Raw genomic sequence first — 18,342 nt, forward strand, 5'->3', positions numbered from 1 at the left:
GGTGATGACCTTTCCACTACTATTTTAGGACTCGTATTTTAGCACCCGCATAAGAAAATGTAAAAAAGGCCAATCCAGGGAAGGAAAGGCCTTTTTTCGCTATACTTTCTTCACAAATTCCGACTTCAGCTTCATGGCGCCAAAACCGTCGATTTTACAGTCAATATCATGATCACCGTCCACAAGGCGAATATTTTTCACCTTGGTTCCAATCTTAATAACAGAAGAGGAGCCTTTTACTTTAAGATCTTTAATGACGGATACGGTATCTCCATCACTTAGTACATTTCCGTTAGAATCCTTAATCACCTTTTCGTCCTCAAGACTGTTGATTTCGGATTCTGCTGTCCACTCATGTGCACACACAGGACAAACTAAGAGCACCCCATCCTCGTACGTATACTCTGAACTGCATTTTGGGCAATTAGGCAAACTAGACATTTCGTTTTCCTCCATTGTTTAGCATTTTTTTACGTTTAGCCATGAATACGAATACCATGATTGCTGTTAAAATAACGAATGCTATTACATTATATAAGAAATATCTTCATTTACCCAGATGAACTAAATTGTTCCAAAATTCAATAAACACCCCTCGCTCAATGAACGAAATTCATAGGACTCCAATTCATATAACCTGATTGTAATTCAATCCTTTCTCTCTTTTCAATCAAACGTTTGATTGAACTATTTTTACTGCCATATCGATTTTTTTCAGTCAAAGAGGGAATAATAAGTTAATGTGGACCAGCGATCGCTCTAACTTACGCTTAAACAAATTCTCAATTATAAACTTAAATCTCACATTAGTTGAGATTGGTTCAGGCAAAAAAAGGGTAATCAAGGCAGGAAAGAGTTATACTGTTGTTAACGGAATCAAAGTTGCTTTTAAAGCTCCATTACGAACTAAACCCACCTTTTAAAAAAGCGGAATTTATATTGTCTTCTAATCCTGGCAGTTAATCCAGCCGAAAAGGGACAAAGTTAACAGCTTTTCCCTTGACAAAAAAAACAACGTATATGATAATTATTACCGAATTAGAATTATTATTAAATAGTTCGCTATTTAATTAATAATCATATCACTCAACCATTTTAAGGAGGAATTTAATCATGGCATTAATCGGTTCAGAAGTACTACCATTCGCAGCAAAAGCTTACCATAACGGTGATTTTATCGATGTTACTGAAGAAAACTTCAAAGGAAAGTGGAGCGTAGTTTGCTTCTACCCTGCAGATTTCACATTCGTATGCCCTACTGAATTAGAAGACCTTCAAAATGAATATGCAACTTTAAAAGATATGGGAGCAGAAGTTTATTCTGTATCAACTGATACTCACTTCACTCATAAAGCATGGCACGATAATTCAGAAACAATCAACAAGATTGAATACGTTATGATTGGTGACCCTAACCAAAAAATTTCCCGCAACTTCGAAGTTCTGAACGAAGAAGATGGACTGGCAGAACGCGGAACATTCATCATCGATCCGGATGGCATCATCCAAACTGTTGAAATCAACGCTGGCGGAATTGGCCGTGACGCAAGCCAGGTTGTAAGCAAGCTTAAAGCAGCTCAATATGTACGCAACAACCCAGGTGAAGTTTGCCCGGCTAAGTGGAAAGAAGGATCTGAAACACTTAAGCCAAGCCTTGATCTAGTAGGTAAAATCTAAGGAGCACGATAATCATGTTACTTGATGCAGATATAAAAGCACAATTAGCTCAATATCTTCAGATGATGGAGGGCGACCTCCTTCTAAAAGTCAGCGCTGGATCAGACAAAGTATCCAGCGACATGCTGGCTTTAGTAGATGAGCTGGCCAATATGTCCTCCCACATTAAAGTTGAGCGTACTGAATTACAAAGGACGCCAAGCTTTAGTGTAAATCGTCCAGGTGAAGATACTGGCATTACCTTTGCAGGCATTCCTCTTGGACATGAATTTACTTCCTTAGTGCTTGCACTGCTTCAAGTCAGCGGAAGAGCACCTAAGGTTGACCAGAAAGTCATCGACCAGGTGAAGAAGATTGAGGGCGAATATCGTTTTGAAACTTATGTCAGCTTAAGCTGCCACAACTGCCCTGATGTAGTACAGGCTCTTAACGTCATGAGTGTTCTAAACCCTAATATTTCTCACACAATGATCGATGGTGCTGCTTACAAAGAAGAAGTAGATGCTAAAGAAATCATGGCAGTGCCGACAGTTCTATTAAATGGCGAATCATTCGGCAGCGGCCGTATGTCCCTAGAAGAAATTCTGGCGAAAATGGGAACAGGCCCTGACGCATCAGAATTTGCAGATAAGGGTCCTTATGATGTGCTGGTTATTGGCGGCGGTCCTGCTGGATCAAGTGCTGCCATCTATGCAGCACGCAAAGGCATTCGTACCGGCATCGTTGCTGAACGCTTTGGCGGCCAGGTCATGGATACTTTAGGCATCGAAAACTTCATTAGTGTGAAGCACACAGAAGGACCTAAGCTTGTTGCAAGCCTCGAAGAACATGTGAAAGATTATGGCATCGATGTCATGAATCTGCAGCGTGCCAAGAGACTTGAAAAGAAGGATCTTGTTGAAATCGAACTTGAAAACGGTGCTGTTCTGAAAAGTAAATCAGTCATCCTTTCAACTGGTGCACGCTGGAGAAACGTCAACGTGCCAGGCGAAGCAGAGTTCAAAAACAAAGGGGTCGCTTACTGCCCTCACTGTGATGGACCATTATTTGAAGGCAAAGATGTAGCTGTTATCGGCGGAGGCAACTCCGGTGTTGAAGCAGCGATTGACCTTGCAGGGATTGTTAACCATGTAACGGTTATCGAATTCAATCCTGAATTGAAAGCAGATGCCGTTCTGCAGGAACGCCTGAACAGCCTTCCTAACGTAACGGTTATTACAAATGCTCAAACAACTGAAATTACCGGAACTGACAAAGTAAACGGTATTTCATACATGGATCGTGAGACAGAACAAACACATCATGTTGAACTGCAAGGTGTGTTCGTCCAAATCGGCCTGGTTCCTAACACAGATTGGTTAGGCGACCAGATCGAGCGTACCCGCTTCGGCGAAATCGTTGTGGACAAGCGCGGTGCCACAAACATCCCAGGTGTATTTGCTGCAGGAGACTGTACAGACAGTGCCTATAAGCAGATCATTATTTCTATGGGATCCGGCGCTACCGCAGCTCTTGGTGCGTTTGACTATCTGATCCGAAATTAATTTCCAACCTAAAACCGCTTACTGCATTTGGCAGGAGCGGTTTTTTTATTTCGTTATTTACTTTCCATTGCCACTGCCTTAGAAAACAACTTTCACCTATTTTAATCAAGCGTTTGATTAAAAAAAGAAGCACAGACATAGCCTGTGCATCACCATTTTTATCAATGTACCAATATACCTTCTTTGTACTTCTTCTCAAGCGTTGGCCAATACTCCTTGTTGGCTTCGATAAGATCATCCAGTATCTTTTTCGCCACAATGGCAGATGGAATCGTCTTATTAAGTGTGAATGCCTGCAAGGCTTTTTCATAAGATCCTTCTGTTATGGCCTCCACTAGAATTTTCTCTGATGCCAATTGCTGTTCGATCATGGCTTTGTGGAAGGACGGAATTTCTCCGACATACTCAGGAACAGGTCCCTTATTGGTAATTAGGGCAGGCACTTCAATCATGGCATCTGCAGGCAGGTTAGGAATGGTTCCATTGTTTTCTACCATTACGAGATAGCGTTTTGCCAGATTCTGTGCAATGGAAACAGTGACATCAACAATAAAGATTCCGTGTACACCAACATGGAATGCATCGTCCAGGATGCCAGTCTCCTCAAACTTGCTGACCGTTTCAAATAATGATTTTTCTCTGCCAGCCATAACCTCATTTGCACGGGTATACTCTTTGTTTGAGTTCTCCACAATATAATCCGGCAGCAGGTAATACTGCAGATAAGGGTTCGGAATGTAATCCGGGAAGAAATCCATTATCGGCTTGATGTTCTTAAATGTCTTAATCCAGGATGAATCGGCATGACGATAGTCGATTTTAGAAATGTCCTCTGTCAGCAGACCCCATTTGCTGATATGCTCACGAAGCTCAGGAAGACGGTCAACTCCATCCACTTCAACTTTTGTAAACCAGCCGAAGTGGTTTAAACCAAAGTAATCTACCACAAGGTCTTCTCTTTCAACTCCAAGGATCCCCGCCATGTTGCGCATTGTTGCCACCGGCATGTCGCAGATGTTAATGACCTTAGCATTGGGACGCAGTTTGCGAACCCCTTCCGCTACAATGGAGGCAGGATTTGAATAGTTCACAATCCAGCATGATTCCTTCGCATATTTCTCTACAAAATCAATCAGCTCAACCATTGGAAAAATTGTTCTTAAACCATATGCCAGTCCGCCTGGCCCACATGTTTCCTGGCCGACCACATTGTGTGACAGAGGGATTTTTTCATCCAATTCCCTCATTGCATATTTGCCGACACGCATTTGTGCAAATACAAAGTCTGCATCTTCAAATGCTGTTTCCGGGTCGGTTGTCTCGGTAATTTTAATAGAATCTGTATACTCTGCAATAACCGCTTTGGCTGCAACTACTACCTTCGATTGACGTTCTCCATCAATATCGTAAAATCTGATTTCAGATAACGGTAAATCTTCTAATCTATCCATTAAGCTTCTCACAATACCCGGTGTATACGTGCTTCCGCCGCCAGCAATCGCCAGTTTATACGTTTTCATAGTTAAGTCCTCCCAGTTTTTGATCGACTTGATCCCGAACAGATTTTACATTTAGTCCATATACAACCTGAACATTGTTGCCTGACTTGATGACACCTTTTGAACCGGTTGCCTTTAACATCTGTTCATCCACTGCACTTGGATCCTTTAAAACAAGTCTCAACCTTGTATAACAGTTATCAACATTTTCGATATTTCCGCTTCCGCCAAGTGCCGTTACAATGGTCTCTCCAATAGGAGATCCTGCTGAGGCATTTCCTTTTGCCTGAATGTCTGCCTGCTGAACCTCTCCTTCTGTCCCTTCTTCACGGCCAGGTGTCTTAAGGTTGAATTTTAAAATCAGGAATCTGAAGATGATAAAGTATGCTGCAAACATGATCAATCCTACGACAATGAACATCGGCCAATTAGACTTCTCCGTGCCAAGCGGCAAGTTATAGAGAAGGAAGTCAATGACACCATTGGCACCGATGGCATGAACACCAAAGATGTTTAAGAGCATCATTCCTGCACCGGCCAGAACGGCATGGATAAAGAACAGGATTGGAGCGGTAAATAGGAACGCAAATTCAATCGGCTCCGTTACCCCAAGCAGGAAAGAAGTGACCGCTGCAGGCAGCAGAATCGCTTTTGCCATTGCTTTTTTATTTTTATCAGCTGTAACGTACATGGCTAAAGCTGCGCCAATTAAACCGAACATCTTTGCCAGGCCGCGTGCATCCCAGTTCACTGTGCTGCTTAATACAGCCACACTTGGGTCAGCCATTTCCGCAAAGTAAATATTTCTTGCACCATGGACGACTTCGCCTGCTACCGTTGCCGTTCCGCCTAATTCTGTATACAAGAACGGTGTATATACGAGGTGATGAAGTCCTGTCGGAATCAGGATTCTTTCCATAAAACCATAGATAAGGAAACCAAAGTCTCCTAAGCTTCGAATACCATTAGCCAGTGCCGTAATACCATTCTGGACAATCGGCCAAAACTCTGCTGCAAGCGCTCCTAAAATCATTGCACTTGGTATTGCCAAAATGGCGACAAAGCGGTGACCTGAATAGATGGAAAGAACGCCTTTAAATTCTGTATCGCAATATTTATTATGAAGAACACCAACTAAAGCTCCGATTAAAATACCTGCAAAAACACCCATTTCCAGAACTTGAACATTCAATACCATTGCTTGTCCGGAAATCTGCATTTCTTCTGCTGAAACTAAACGCTCTGAAAGATTCAGAACCTGATGCATCGCATTAATAAAAATGACAAAGGTTACTAATCCTGTTAAAGCTGCATAACCTTTATCCTTCTTTGCCAAGCCGATCGGAATGCCGACAGCAAAGATCAGGGCGAGATTCTGAAGTATTGAAACTGCCGAAGAAGAGATAAACTTCCCGACATTTTGGATCATCGGATTTTCAAGAAGCGGGACGTATTGAGCCAGATTCCCGTTACCAAAAACATTTCCAAAAGCAATGAAAAGTCCAATGATTGGTAATATTAAGATCGGGGCAAACAAGGATTTTCCAAATAGCTGGAGACCATTCACCACTTGTTTCATAGTTGTCTTCCTTTCTAAGTAAAAGTAAACGCTATCATTCCATGTCCACAGTATAGCTTGGAATCTAAGCTGCAGGAATGGGAATGGCGGATTCTGTACAATGTCACTAAATAAAGTAATATGTTACATGGTCTAATATTCTTGGATAATCCCTTTTTTAATAGCCAGAATCAGGATTATATCAATGAGCATAAACATATTCGACTCAAATGAGGTAATCTCAAATTCACGCTGGGATTCGATGGTCGGATCAAGAATAGTAAACACAATATCAGCCAATTTCGCCGTTGTGCTTTTATCATTTCCTGTGAACAAAACTGTCTTTAAGCCCTTTTCCTTTGCAATCTGGACTTTTTCAATCACCTTGCTTGTCTCCCCGGATCGCGAAAAGACAATCATCAGCCGATACTTCTGGATATTATTAAAGAAAATCGCCCGGCTGTCGCTAGTCGATGTATTTGAAACGTAATATCCGAAAAGCTCCAATTTCTTAGCAAGATAATTAGAGAACAGAGTGGAGAAGCCTGCTCCGTAAAAATAAATCATCTTATGCTTTTCAATTTCATTTAAAAACTCCTGGATGCTCTCCTCATCTATGTAATCGAATGTTGTGCTGATATTTTTTATAAATTCGTTAATGCCTGCTTCCATTGGAAGATGGATCTCTTCTACTGATCCAGCATCGGAACTATGGACTTTCTTCACTTTAAGGCCAAGATTATATACAAACTCACTATATCCGCTAAACCCGAGCTTTTTACACAAACGAATGATGGACGTAGTTGAAACAAACAGTTCATCTGCTGCTTTACGAATACTTAATTGCTGGTCTTCTATTCTGCTTTCGATCAAAAAGGAGAGTATCTCTTTCTCTGACTGATTCAACTCTTTATCAATTGTGTAATCTAAAAAGATCTTCTCTGTATTATCCATTGGTTCACCTCTTTCTTATTATGGACGGGTGGATTTATTTAAGCCTTTTCTATTATAAATGAGACAACTAAAAATTTTACTGTTTTACAGCAAAAAAGGGATACCGCATTAACGCAGCTCCCCCTCTACCTTTAATTCACCGCCATCCTCCCCAGCGGCCCATTTTCATCAATAATATCCTGCAGATCATAAACGGATATCGGAAACATTGGGAATCCATAGGCGTATGACGTGATTTCATATAGCTGGAAATAGACAATAAGCGCTTTGTCTGCAATGTAAAAATCCTGGTCTGGCCTGATTGCAGTAAAATCAACCAGGAGCGGAATGTCTCTTTCTTTGATTTGTACAGCAATCAAGTCTGAAATCCGTTTGACATAATCGCTTCCCGGCTTGAATAAATCCTTAAGTGCCGCCTGCTTCCCGTTCTGAAGATCAAACGTCAGTGATTTTATAACTGTCATTCCATGAGCAGCATGATAATGATACACATAGTTGTTCAAAGACAAACTCAGCACATCACGCTGATTATTTTTAATCTCATAATATCCATACAAATCCACAACGGTTGTATCCATATTGCCTGTCTGTTCGTTAATAAGCTGCTGGTTTTCCCTGATAATGGTATTATTTATTAATTGCTGCAGCTGCTTATTCGGCATGCCTGATACACGGGGATAATATACGACTTTAGTGGGCCCGGTGCTGATTGTCATCGTTTTGATGCCTACCGGAAAATTGATTGCCACGGCTATCCATCCTTTTTGGGTTTTTAACACATCCTATTCATCGGATAGGTGTTTAGGTGCATAACAGGAAATGGAAGTTTCAATGTTATATAATGATTAGGATATATAAGAGACAGGAGCACACGTAATGAATCAAAAGCAAACCAGCCTTAAACCCTTCATTTCACTTATTCTATCAACAAAAATCCCAAAGACTGCGCTTATCATTGGTTTAACAGCGAGCATTTTAACCACCCTGACCGGGCTGGTGGTTCCGCTGCTGACCAAAAATCTGGTGGACGGTTTTTCGGTTGAATCTTTAAGTGTTCCGCTCATCATCGGAATTGGGGCAGCCTTTATCGTCCAGGCCATCATAAGCGGGATCTCCATCTACCTGCTCAGCTATGTCGGTCAAAAAGTGGTGGCACGGCTTCGGGACCGAATGTGGATGAAGCTCATAAGGCTGCCGGTCCGTTATTTTGATCAGCAATCCAGCGGCCAGACTGTCAGCCGTGTAGTAAATGACACCAGCATTGTCAGGGAGCTGATTACCAATCACTTTCCGCAATTTATTACCGGTATTATCAGTATTATCGGTGCAATCATTATCCTGCTTGTGATGGACTGGAAAATGACCCTGCTGATGCTCACATCTGTTCCTATTACACTGGCCATTATGATTCCGCTTGGCAGAAAGATGGCAAAAATATCACGTGGCCTTCAAGATGAAACGGCCATTTTCACCGGAAACATTACCCAGACACTCGGTGAAATCCGTTTAATGAAGTCCTCAACTGCAGAACAAAATGAAGAAGAAAAAGGATTGGATGGCATCGACAAGCTGCTTGGCTATGGTCTGCGGGAAGCCCGCATTTTTGCCATGATTGGCCCGACGATGTATCTGATCATGATGGTGGTCATCGTCATGATTATCGCCTATGGAGGCATGCGTGTGGCCAGCGGAACGATGTCAACGGGTTCTCTTGTAGCCTTTTTGCTGTATTTGTTCCAGATTATTATGCCGATCACTTCATTTGCGATGTTTTTTACACAGCTGCAAAAAGCAAAAGGCGCAACAGAACGGATCATAGAAATCTTAGAAGAGCCTTTGGAGGATGGACAGGACGGAATCGAGATGGATATCAGCAGCAAGCCGATTACAATCCAAAACGTTTCTTTTTCCTATAGTGCAGAAGAAAGTGTCCTGGAAAATATCTCATTGGAAGCTCAGCCAGGCCAGATGATTGCATTAGCAGGTCCAAGCGGAAGCGGCAAAACCACCCTGTTTGGATTGCTTGAACGTTTTTACGAGCCTTCTGCAGGCGAGATTAAAATTGGCCATACACCCATCCAGCAGATATCGCTTAAGTCCTGGCGCAGTCAAATCGGCTATGTTTCACAGGAAAGCGCTATGATGGCAGGCACGATCCGCGAGAATTTATGCTATGGACTGGAAAAACCCGAAAACATTTCAGATGAGAAATTATGGGAAGTTACCAAAATGGCATATGCAGATCAATTCATTGCCGATTTTCCGAAAGGACTTGATACAGAAGTTGGTGAGCGGGGTGTGAAGCTTTCCGGAGGACAAAGGCAGAGGATTGCCATTGCGCGCGCATTCCTTCGCGACCCTAAAATATTGATGATGGACGAAGCAACCGCAAGCCTCGACAGTCAATCGGAAGGCATCGTCCAGCAGGCGCTTACCCGCTTAATGGAAGGCCGGACAACTTTCGTCATCGCCCACCGTCTTTCAACAATTGTCGATGCGGATCAAATTGTCTTTATTGAAAAAGGCAGTGTCACTGGAATTGGCACACATTATGAATTAACACGAACTCATGAGCTATACAGGGAATTTGCCGAGCAGCAGCTTGCATAAGAATTGGCCAGTCAGCAGACTGGCCTTTTTGTTGCAAATCTTAATTCCAGCTCTCTCTAAAACTAGTAATAGTGATAAAATGTGACAAATTATCCATACAATTATGAAATTAAATTCCTTATAATGGGATTAAGGTCTATTAAGGTTACACCTGCCAAAAAAGGAGGTTGTCGACTATGCCATTAGATCATACGAAAAACATGCTTGAAACGTTAAAGTACTATAGCGATTGCCAAATCACCCAAACGTTTACAAAAGATCAATCACAGATTCTAGTGGTCCGTTATATAAAAGAATCTCATTCATTTGAGGTTACTTATACGGGAACTTCACAGAAAAGGACGTATCCTTCCATTGATTCTGCCGCGGTTGCGATTGAACAGGCAATCGGCAGTCATTGATTCCTCACATGTCTCCCATATCAAAAAAACGCAGCCAGTACTCTCTATCCCGTACCAATACTGCGTCCATTTCCTTTCAATCAAACGTTTGATTGATTTTTTTCTGCTTACAATTGTCCATTTACCTTGCTCCTTCAACCTGAAGAACCTTCTTAATCTCCCTGCTGTCTTTTGCCAGAATGCTTTTCACATTTGGCCCGAACCATTCCAGTGAAGCGTCCATTTTCATCATTTCAGCAGCCTCTCTTAAAAACAGACGATAGTCCACCGCTCCTTCAAAGAGTGAAACCATGCCTTCCCTGCTGCCTGCTGCTGCATATACATTATTAGGGGCAAAGACGCCAAGCTTGCTGCGTGACTCAATATTTTTGAAATGAAAATGCGAAACATAGGGCTGGAGCTGTTTAAGAGCAAATAGAGGATCCACCCCTGATTCCCATATGTGCAGGACATCAAAATTAACCCTGAGCGCCGGATGGTCCGTTTCCTCAAGAAGCTGAAGTGCAGAAGATGGATTGTCTGTCAAAGTATTCGGATGAGTCTCGACCAAGAGCTGCATTCCCTCTGCTTCAGCCATTTTACAAAGCATCTTCATGCGCGAAACAAGCTCAATCCGCTCTAATCTGCTGATATCCGCACTGCCCTTGTTCCCGGCAAATGTCCGTATTTTGTCTGTTCCCCAGCGGTGCGCTAGTGAACAGAGTGCGTTCATTTCGGCCATTAAGGCAGGAAGCGGTGCATCCAGGGGCAAATAGTCGCTCAGCATACTTGTCTCCAGATCATATGAGCTCAGCCACTCACTTCCATAATGGATATCTTCCGCCAGATTTTTGGCATGGACACCCCATAGTTCAATTCCCTGGAACCCATTATTCTGGGCCCAGTGGGCAATTTGGTCGATCGATTGGAGATGATGCCGGAATGAGATGGTGCACAGTGAAAGTTTCATAGAATGGCCTCCTTCATATTTTGAGATTGCTGCAGTTCAGACCAAGCCTCAAAGCTCTCCTGCAGTCCACTTTTTATTTTAAATTCCAGGATATTCTGTTCTTCCAGTTTTTCAGCAATTTCATCCAATAACAGCCTATTACCAGTCATAGCGAGCTTCATGGCCCTGTATTGGATGGCTGTATAGCCTTTCACAAGTTTTTCGATTTCATCACACCAGGCTTCAAAGCCTTCTTCATCATAGCCAAGCGATTCCCAGAAAAACGCAAAAGCATGCTCATAGGCATACTTCCGTATGGCGAGAACAGGCAATTCCCTTAAAGCCAGTGTCAGCCCTGACAGCGGAAACTTTTCCTCTCCAGCAGCATGAAGCTCGATAATCTTTGCAACAGCATCTGTCATTGGATTGCAGTCATGCTTGATGCATGTGTTAAAATACGCTTCAACCGTTTCGGCAGTTGGCATAATAATGTCAGATGCATCAAAGAAATAACCGCCTTCAGCTGAAGGATCCTCAATGGCAGCCAGGATCCGCTCTTTTGAAAGCACTCCTTCCCAGCGGAAGTCCGGATCATACATAAACCATTCCTCTTCGTTTTCCGTCTTTTCCAGCATTACATAATGGGGAAAAGGGCTCTGATGAAATTTATTTTCCCGCTCAGGGAGCTTTGACAAATCGAGCATCACCATGACATATTGATGAGGCTTCTTGTTTTCCAGCAAACTCAGCATTTCCTTTATATTTTCCTGCTTGCTTTGCTTTTCGTCGTACCATTTATGCAGCTTGATGCCATAAAGCATTTCATACCACTGGTGAAAAAAATTATGGTCGATCCGTTTGGAATGATACGTTAACACTCCATTTTCCAGCACATCGAAATCGGCATCCCATACTCCGAAATAATAAGGACGATGGTCAGCGCCTTCTGTCTTTTTGACCGCTTCGCACACACAGCTTACAAAACAATGCACTTTAATCATTTGGAGCCCTCCGCTGCAGCCGGCTCCTGCTGTCGCTCCAGAAAATCAGCCAGGCTTCCTACCGTTCGGAAATCTTTTGACACAAGCATTTCATCTGGAATTTCAAATCCCATGTCTACTTCCAAATGAAGGATCAGCTGCAGAATCATAATGGAATCCATATACAAATCTTCATTTAAGCGTGCATCTTCATGGAAAGCCTTCATAGAAGGAAGCTCTAATTGATCTCGTAAAATGTCATGGATTATCTGTAAGATTTCTTGCCTAGTCATGCCAGCACTCCTTCCCCCAGCCTTTTCCGGCTGACCTTGCCGTTCGGCAGCTTTTCGATTTCCTCTACTTTCTTAAATTCCAGCGGAACCTGGTAGGGGGCGAGATAATCCCTGCACCATTCTCTCAGTTCCTCTTCCTCAATGTATTCGGAGCAGACATACTGCGCGCAGACTCTCTCCCCTGAAAGCGGATGAACCTTTTTATAAACAACTGCCTCTATAATTCTCGGCTCTCCCATCAAAACGTCTTCCACCTCCTGCGGATAAACGTTCAAGCCTGCCACATTGATGGTGTCATCCATTCTGGCCAGAAATGACAGAACACCATTTTCTATATAGCCAAGATCTTTTGTAAATATTGTCTTTTCAGAATCATGAATGAGGATCTCACCAGGATTTTGGATGCTTCCAGCCTCTACTTTGGCGTGCGGAAGCGGATAGCCCATTTCACGCGTGTCGCTCACATCCGGATGAACAGCCACACATCCCGCTTCAGAACAGCCATATTGCTGAAGCACTCGGTTTGAAACCTTCTTTAATGCTTCCAGCCAGCCGGCAGGCATGAGCGTGCCTGATGTCATGACAGCATCCAATCGCTGCCCATCCCTTATTAACAGTGTTAAAGTATGCAGCAGTGCAGGAGCCCCGTAAAGAATATGCTTAGGATGTTCCTTCAGCTTTTTCAGCACATACTTAGGGTTCATATTTGTCAGAATGACCGGTTCTGCCCCGCGCCTTATGCACGCCAATACACCGCAGATTAAACCATAGGAATGGGTCGTCGGACAGGCAACGACTGAAGCAGTCTGATTATCAGCCGGCATAACCGAGACATAGCTGTCAATCTCGTTCTCAATCGATTCCCATGTGCGTTCAATGCACTTCGGATCCCCAGTGGTACCCGAACTCATTTGCACCAGAACGCCTTCCTTCTCATTTTTTTGCTGTGACAAGTGGATCGGCCGGTGGATATTTTCATAAAGCAGGAAATGGCTGCCCGCCTTATTTGCCATCCTGATGGCACCTTCTTTCGGGACAGAAGGATGGAGGGGGACAATGGATCCTCCTTTACTGCGTACAAATAAACAGAGTGCAAGCCATTGAAAAGCATCCGGCATACAAACAGCCAATCTCCTATTCCGGCAATCTTTTAAATGAGGTATATTTTCAAATACCGTATATTGTCTTTCAAGATCATCCAGCGTATAGTACTGATCATTTACAAAAAACATCTCAATTCTCCTTTGGGTTCTATGCTAAAGAGTTCGTGACAAGATGGCGGAAACCGCCAGCTTCTTCTTTTTGGACCTTCCTTTTCAAGAGCGATTCGGCATAAACTATAGGTGCTGTATGCTGCAGAAGGTAATTTCGGAAAATCAGTTCAGGATAGCAGCTCATGTGCGCGGCAAGCGTCTCGCCAGCCAGCTTCCAAAATTTTCTCTCACTGTAGCCGTACTGCTCTTCAATCGCAAAAGACAGTTCTGTTAAATGAAAAACAAACAATGTATCCATAACAAGCTCTCTTAGTGCTTCAATAGAAGTCATCCAATAATACTCGTTGTCCCCGCCTTTTTTAAACTGCTCATGAATCTCTCCAAAGTCAGGAATCCGGCTGGGTTCTGCCAAAAAATCATGATGATACTCTGTGCTGTCATGGAAATCCCTCAAAACAACACGTGTTGGCCAGCCGTTTTTATGAAGGAGGATCATGTTCTGGGCATGTGCCTCCACAGCTATGCCATGAGCGGCGAGCATGTGCCAGACCGGAACCACACTTACTTCCATCAGCCTTTTTAACCAGCTTTCAATTCCATAGTGTTTCAGCCAATCATCTATAAATGGGAAACCATCCCTCTCCATTAAAGGAAGTGCTGTAAAAGGCACAGCCTCCTCACCCTCTTCCATGTGGAGACGAACACTTTCCCGCCAAATCGCTCCCAGTTTTGCCTCAGGCTCTTCCTCAATAGGCTGATAGGCAATCCCTGCGTATTCCTTCAAAACGATCAAGGAAGCTTCTTCTTTTAAAAATGGGTCAGCTTCCACCGTGTCTGCAATCCATTTGGAAATATGGGGAGCAGCACAGATGGCGTGAGTGTCTAATGTTCTTAGCGATGAGGTATTCACCATATTCATGGATAGTTTTAGGTGAGCTTTTTCAGGATTAGCCACGTTCCAAAGAGTACGGACCGACTGGGTTGCCCGATAAGAATCCCCGCTTCTTTTAAGCAGAACGACATCCCCTTGCTCCAATTCATCTTTTATATGCTTTACCTGCCATGGATGTATTGGCAGAAAGGTGTATTCTTCAAACGTTTTTCCCAACTCATGCAGCTCGGTCAGAAGCTGTCCGAGCATGAGAGGACCCAACTCCTTCTCCCAGAATTCCTTCTCACCCTCAGGGAGAGCCATTCGGCTATGCTCGCGTCTCACTGCAGCCCATTGCAGTGCAAAAGATTTGCCTGCTTCCGGACCGAATGCAGAATGGTCTTCAAGAGAGAATCCAGTCCTTGCCTTAAAACAAGGATGATAGGGATGCCCTTCCCAAACTTCAGACTCCAGCTCCTCATAACTGAATGTTCTCCTTGAAAAAGACGGCATGAGATTTTTTCATTCCATTCACTCAGCTGAATGGTTTGCTGCAGCTCGTAAATAAGCCTGTTTCTATTTTCCGGGTCGGGTACAAGGTCCTCTGCCAGCTCCTCTATGCTTGTTGACGTACGGGAACCATCGCTTTGCACGGAAAGGATGCTGTCCTCCTTTAGCCGCACACGGTCAAACGCAGCAACCCTTCCCTCACAGCAGTAAGTCCGCTGATTTCCGAAAATGGTGAAGCTCAATAACGGTTCTTCCGGCTGGTGCGCTGTTTTTTCATAATCCATTAGTCCTTCATAAAGAACGGCCTCCAGTAGCTGTCGGATGACTCTTCTTTCAACTTTCTTAGATGGCAGCGGATGCAGCTTCTGCATAGTTCTCCTCCTTCTTCACAATGGCAAAAGGATTTGGGATATAGGTGTAAACGGCTTGCTCGTTCTTCGCCAGCAGTTCATCCACATCATGGAAACGGGTTAGCAGGTTGGCTTTATAGGCAAGCTTCTCTGAGTGCAGGATATGGCCGATGAATGCTTTCCCCTGCCCAGTCAGCTCTTTTTCAAGTATGCTAAGCTGTTTTCGGCACCATTCGATCAAACGATCTTCACTGATGAGACGGTCCTGCCCAAATCGGCAAATCACAGAAAAGAGCTGATTCATGAACAGGTAATAGGTGAATCGTTCCTGAATGAGGTCATCCTCATAAAATAGTTCCGGGCATTCAGCCAATTGCGGCAAAAGGCCGGATAACTTTTCCCTATAATCGTTTGATAGATAATAGCCTTGATTATCACGGTAGTAGTAAGCTTCAGGGTATCCCGATGATAAATCCAGGACGCTGTTTTGCTGATGGGCCTCAAGGGCAAGCCCATGTTCATCATATAATCGGATCAGAGACTCAATTGAGCATCTCCAGTATTTTTCGAACCAGTCCATGCTGATTTCCTGCTGATCTCTTCTCTCTGTTTGTGCCAGCCTTTCAATTGTCCGCTGCAGTCTTGAGCGTTCATCCGGCAGCGGATTCTGAACCAATGCAGCGATGGAACTAATCCCCTTATCCGCTCCTTCTGGAAAAGGGTTGGACCGAATAATGACCTCGAACCCTGACTCTTTATGCCCCGGCAATTCAGCTGTTATATAGGCCGGATCATCAATCATCCGAAATGACGGATATTTTTCCGTAAAGCGAAGCTTATCCATTAGTTCCGTCATAGCGGTCCCTGCCTTTAGTTCATGAAGTCGGTTCGTCCTTAATGAATTCGTAATTTTTACCGGAACAGAAAATTTAAACATCCATTCATTTTCCGGGCTGTAAACCGTTCTGATGGAAGAGGTAGCTGAATAATAGGCTCCCATTGGGCCAAGATCTTTTATTAGATTTTTTTCAACCGCCTCTCTGACATGATTCTGCTGAAGCAGCCATTGAGCCTGAAGAGGGTGCATCGGGATGAGGCAGTTGTTAGGCGGGACAGTAAAATGCGGAATCGATTTCTTTAATGAATGGAGTATAATATCGCTTGCGCTATTCCGGTTAGCTGAAGCTTCCCTGACTAACTCCCGGTCTACTAGGAAATAGTGGAGCTGAAAACTTCCCTTTAACTCCGGTGCATACTGCGGATGCTGCCATCCAGCCATTCCCTGCCTGCTCTTCGGTGTAGGGTGAAGCCAGTGTCCAAACAAAAGTGACTGCTCGGCTTCAATGAAAGTGATCTCTTCGGAATACAGGCTATTTTCGTCATTCATTCTTTCTTCAATATACAAAGCCATTGTCTGATAGCTCTCAATCAGCCTGAGCACCAGCTCATCAAAATGGGATGCAAGCTCATGGCAGCCATTTGATTTGGCCATTAAATGCAATTCGTGGATAAGAGCAATCATCATCGGAAGCCGGTCCTGCTGTATCCATTCCCGTCTTTGGCTGCAGTATTTAAAGGCTCCGCCGATCAAGTGCCTTCCTGTTAATGATCGGTAAATCACTTCCACTGCAAATGCTGCAGATTGACCTGGAAGTTCTATCTCCACTACGAATTCGCCTGATAGAGTCATAGATGGCCGCTGCTCCTGCACCCATTCCTCCCTATCCATCCAATGTCCGCCATTTACTTCTCTTAAGTAACTATTTATAAAAGCTTGAAACGTTGCATTTTCTGCAATTTGTTTGGCTGAATGATGCATAATTCCATCCTTTCACCGAGTCTTTAGACCTAGTAATTGATAACCATTCTCAATAATGGTTAAAAAATTTGATTCCTTCCCAAAGAAGAAATCAATGTATTGGAAGAGACAGGGCCTCCAAAAGTCCCGGTCTCTCATTAAGATGTTTATTCACCCAGAAGCAAGGATTCAATTTCCTTCAATCCTTTTTGGCGCTCAATCGGATCCCAATAGCCCCACGTGGTCTTGAGAGTATGTACGTTTCCGTTCTGAACAGCTTTCAGGCTTTTCCAAACCTCGCCCTGTGTGACAGAATCATAGAACTCTCCACTATTAAAATAAGAAACATCGAGGATATGATCAGGATTATACTTTGCTAATCCTTCAATCGAAATATTCTCACCGAAATCCTCAGGAAGGTTTTCTGCCGGTGTTAGTTTCAAATCATCAAATAATAACGAATTTGTTGCATGGTTTGTACGTCCATATACACGGATATCTTTTTTGTTAATGGCTACTGCCATAAATGTTTCATCGCCCATTTTTTCACTTACGCGGCTGCCGATATCTTCTGCTTCCTTCTCAAGATCTTCAATCACTTTCTTTCCTTCATCAAGCTTTCCTGCAGCTTCGGCAACCTTCAGATGGTCTTCCTTCCAATCACCGCCAACTTCAACAACGACAGTTGGAATAGTTTCAGACAGCTGATCATATAAAGGCTTATAGCGGTCACTGATAATTAACAGGTCCGGATCCAGCTTCAAAATTTCTTCCGAGTTAATTTCATCAGCATAAGGCAGAGCCTTCACACCATCAAGCTCCTCTGTTAAATGCGGAGGAAACTCATTATCATACGCCATCACGGCATAAGGCTTTACACCAACAGATACAAGCGAACCTTCCCATGATACATGAGACAGCAGAACGATTTTCTTCGGTTCGGCAGGGACTTCTGCTTTTCCGTATAAATGCTCAACGGTTCTTGTTTCCTCTGTTTTCTCCTCTTTCTTCTTTTCAGACGCTTCTGTAGAAGCTTCCTCTTCTTTTCCACAGCCCGTTAAAATAAGTAAAAATAACATAAAAACAACGCCCAAAGGAGCAAAAAACTTCTTCATGGATCATTCCTCCAAAACAATAATGAAATTCATTCTCAAT

Annotated in this window: 16 protein-coding genes; 4 read left to right on the top strand and 12 right to left on the bottom strand. The window is 43.4% G+C overall.

All coding sequences use genetic code 11. The annotated features are described in order from the left end of the window. Positions 1 to 99: 99 nt before the first annotated feature. Positions 100 to 441, bottom strand: a complete 342-nt coding sequence (locus LLY41_RS20905) for a zinc ribbon domain-containing protein YjdM (RefSeq protein ID WP_095245526.1) — start codon at positions 439 to 441, stop codon at positions 100 to 102. 672 nt (positions 442 to 1,113) lie between these two features. Between LLY41_RS20905 and ahpC the strand changes: the two genes are divergently transcribed. Further along, positions 1,114 to 1,677, top strand: a complete 564-nt coding sequence (ahpC, locus tag LLY41_RS20910) for an alkyl hydroperoxide reductase subunit C (RefSeq protein WP_095245525.1) — start codon at positions 1,114 to 1,116, stop codon at positions 1,675 to 1,677. A 14-nt stretch (positions 1,678 to 1,691) separates the two neighbouring features. Then, positions 1,692 to 3,221: an alkyl hydroperoxide reductase subunit F gene (gene ahpF, locus LLY41_RS20915; protein WP_304586481.1), complete on the top strand. Its 1,530-nt coding sequence runs from the start codon at positions 1,692 to 1,694 to the stop codon at positions 3,219 to 3,221. Between the two features lie 161 nt (positions 3,222 to 3,382). On the opposite strand, the gene LLY41_RS20920 is transcribed toward ahpF, so the two are convergent. The 4 genes from LLY41_RS20920 to LLY41_RS20935 form a co-directional block, all read right to left on the bottom strand. Next, on the bottom strand, positions 3,383 to 4,741 hold the full coding sequence (locus LLY41_RS20920) for a 6-phospho-alpha-glucosidase (protein ID WP_304586482.1): 1,359 nt from the start codon (positions 4,739 to 4,741) through the stop codon (positions 3,383 to 3,385). Next, positions 4,728 to 6,299, bottom strand: a complete 1,572-nt coding sequence (locus tag LLY41_RS20925) for a PTS transporter subunit EIIC (protein WP_304586483.1) — start codon at positions 6,297 to 6,299, stop codon at positions 4,728 to 4,730. Before LLY41_RS20925 ends, LLY41_RS20920 begins: the two co-directional genes overlap by 14 nt. Positions 6,300 to 6,431: 132 nt before the next feature. Then, complete coding sequence (locus LLY41_RS20930) at positions 6,432 to 7,232, bottom strand: MurR/RpiR family transcriptional regulator (RefSeq protein WP_095245521.1); 801 nt, start codon at positions 7,230 to 7,232, stop codon at positions 6,432 to 6,434. A gap of 131 nt (positions 7,233 to 7,363) precedes the next feature. Then, positions 7,364 to 7,981, bottom strand: a complete 618-nt coding sequence (locus LLY41_RS20935; protein WP_179289076.1) for a DUF3298 and DUF4163 domain-containing protein — start codon at positions 7,979 to 7,981, stop codon at positions 7,364 to 7,366. Between the two features lie 127 nt (positions 7,982 to 8,108). Between LLY41_RS20935 and LLY41_RS20940 the strand changes: the two genes are divergently transcribed. Both LLY41_RS20940 and LLY41_RS20945 read left to right on the top strand, forming a co-directional pair. Next, on the top strand, positions 8,109 to 9,842 hold the full coding sequence (locus LLY41_RS20940) for an ABC transporter ATP-binding protein (protein ID WP_095245520.1): 1,734 nt from the start codon (positions 8,109 to 8,111) through the stop codon (positions 9,840 to 9,842). A gap of 176 nt (positions 9,843 to 10,018) precedes the next feature. After that, complete coding sequence (locus tag LLY41_RS20945; protein ID WP_035331657.1) at positions 10,019 to 10,243, top strand: hypothetical protein; 225 nt, start codon at positions 10,019 to 10,021, stop codon at positions 10,241 to 10,243. Between the two features lie 121 nt (positions 10,244 to 10,364). Here the strand turns inward: LLY41_RS20945 and LLY41_RS20950 are convergent, their stop codons facing one another. From LLY41_RS20950 to LLY41_RS20980, 7 genes are all read right to left on the bottom strand, one after another. Beyond that, the gene (locus LLY41_RS20950) at positions 10,365 to 11,192 is read right to left on the bottom strand and encodes a sugar phosphate isomerase/epimerase family protein (protein ID WP_304586484.1); all 828 of its coding nucleotides are present in this window, start codon (positions 11,190 to 11,192) and stop codon (positions 10,365 to 10,367) included. After that, positions 11,189 to 12,172: a DUF6005 family protein gene (locus LLY41_RS20955; RefSeq protein WP_304586485.1), complete on the bottom strand. Its 984-nt coding sequence runs from the start codon at positions 12,170 to 12,172 to the stop codon at positions 11,189 to 11,191. The genes LLY41_RS20950 and LLY41_RS20955 overlap by 4 nt, the downstream gene beginning before the upstream one ends. Further along, entirely contained in the window at positions 12,169 to 12,444 is a 276-nt protein-coding gene (gene asbD, locus LLY41_RS20960; RefSeq protein ID WP_304586486.1) for a petrobactin biosynthesis protein AsbD, read from the bottom strand. The genes LLY41_RS20955 and asbD overlap by 4 nt, the downstream gene beginning before the upstream one ends. Then, the gene (locus LLY41_RS20965) at positions 12,441 to 13,676 is read right to left on the bottom strand and encodes an AMP-binding protein (RefSeq protein ID WP_304586487.1); all 1,236 of its coding nucleotides are present in this window, start codon (positions 13,674 to 13,676) and stop codon (positions 12,441 to 12,443) included. The genes asbD and LLY41_RS20965 overlap by 4 nt, the downstream gene beginning before the upstream one ends. A 19-nt stretch (positions 13,677 to 13,695) precedes the next feature. Continuing rightward, positions 13,696 to 15,042, bottom strand: a complete 1,347-nt coding sequence (locus tag LLY41_RS20970) for an IucA/IucC family protein (RefSeq protein ID WP_304586488.1) — start codon at positions 15,040 to 15,042, stop codon at positions 13,696 to 13,698. 339 nt (positions 15,043 to 15,381) lie between these two features. Continuing rightward, complete coding sequence (locus tag LLY41_RS20975; protein WP_304586489.1) at positions 15,382 to 17,208, bottom strand: IucA/IucC family protein; 1,827 nt, start codon at positions 17,206 to 17,208, stop codon at positions 15,382 to 15,384. 146 nt (positions 17,209 to 17,354) lie between these two features. Beyond that, positions 17,355 to 18,302: an ABC transporter substrate-binding protein gene (locus LLY41_RS20980; protein WP_304586490.1), complete on the bottom strand. Its 948-nt coding sequence runs from the start codon at positions 18,300 to 18,302 to the stop codon at positions 17,355 to 17,357. Positions 18,303 to 18,342: the final 40 nt, after the last annotated feature.

It is taken from the genome of Cytobacillus firmus, from assembly GCF_023612095.1.
Classification (GTDB): domain Bacteria; phylum Bacillota; class Bacilli; order Bacillales; family Cytobacillaceae; genus Cytobacillus.

Excerpts from the sequence above, each read along its gene's own strand:
- asbD (WP_304586486.1), bottom strand. The coding sequence starts at position 12,444 with ATGACTAGGCAAGAAATCTTACAGATAATCCATGACATTTTACGAGAT.
- LLY41_RS20940 (WP_095245520.1), top strand. The coding sequence starts at position 8,109 with ATGAATCAAAAGCAAACCAGCCTTAAACCCTTCATTTCACTTATTCTA.
- LLY41_RS20925 (WP_304586483.1), bottom strand. The coding sequence starts at position 6,299 with ATGAAACAAGTGGTGAATGGTCTCCAGCTATTTGGAAAATCCTTGTTT.
- LLY41_RS20965 (WP_304586487.1), bottom strand. The coding sequence starts at position 13,676 with ATGTTTTTTGTAAATGATCAGTACTATACGCTGGATGATCTTGAAAGA.
- LLY41_RS20980 (WP_304586490.1), bottom strand. The coding sequence starts at position 18,302 with ATGAAGAAGTTTTTTGCTCCTTTGGGCGTTGTTTTTATGTTATTTTTA.
- LLY41_RS20955 (WP_304586485.1), bottom strand. The coding sequence starts at position 12,172 with ATGATTAAAGTGCATTGTTTTGTAAGCTGTGTGTGCGAAGCGGTCAAA.
- LLY41_RS20905 (WP_095245526.1), bottom strand. The coding sequence starts at position 441 with ATGTCTAGTTTGCCTAATTGCCCAAAATGCAGTTCAGAGTATACGTAC.
- LLY41_RS20970 (WP_304586488.1), bottom strand. The coding sequence starts at position 15,042 with ATGCCGTCTTTTTCAAGGAGAACATTCAGTTATGAGGAGCTGGAGTCT.
- LLY41_RS20945 (WP_035331657.1), top strand. The coding sequence starts at position 10,019 with ATGCCATTAGATCATACGAAAAACATGCTTGAAACGTTAAAGTACTAT.
- ahpC (WP_095245525.1), top strand. The coding sequence starts at position 1,114 with ATGGCATTAATCGGTTCAGAAGTACTACCATTCGCAGCAAAAGCTTAC.
- LLY41_RS20930 (WP_095245521.1), bottom strand. The coding sequence starts at position 7,232 with ATGGATAATACAGAGAAGATCTTTTTAGATTACACAATTGATAAAGAG.
- LLY41_RS20975 (WP_304586489.1), bottom strand. The coding sequence starts at position 17,208 with ATGCATCATTCAGCCAAACAAATTGCAGAAAATGCAACGTTTCAAGCT.
- ahpF (WP_304586481.1), top strand. The coding sequence starts at position 1,692 with ATGTTACTTGATGCAGATATAAAAGCACAATTAGCTCAATATCTTCAG.
- LLY41_RS20950 (WP_304586484.1), bottom strand. The coding sequence starts at position 11,192 with ATGAAACTTTCACTGTGCACCATCTCATTCCGGCATCATCTCCAATCG.
- LLY41_RS20920 (WP_304586482.1), bottom strand. The coding sequence starts at position 4,741 with ATGAAAACGTATAAACTGGCGATTGCTGGCGGCGGAAGCACGTATACA.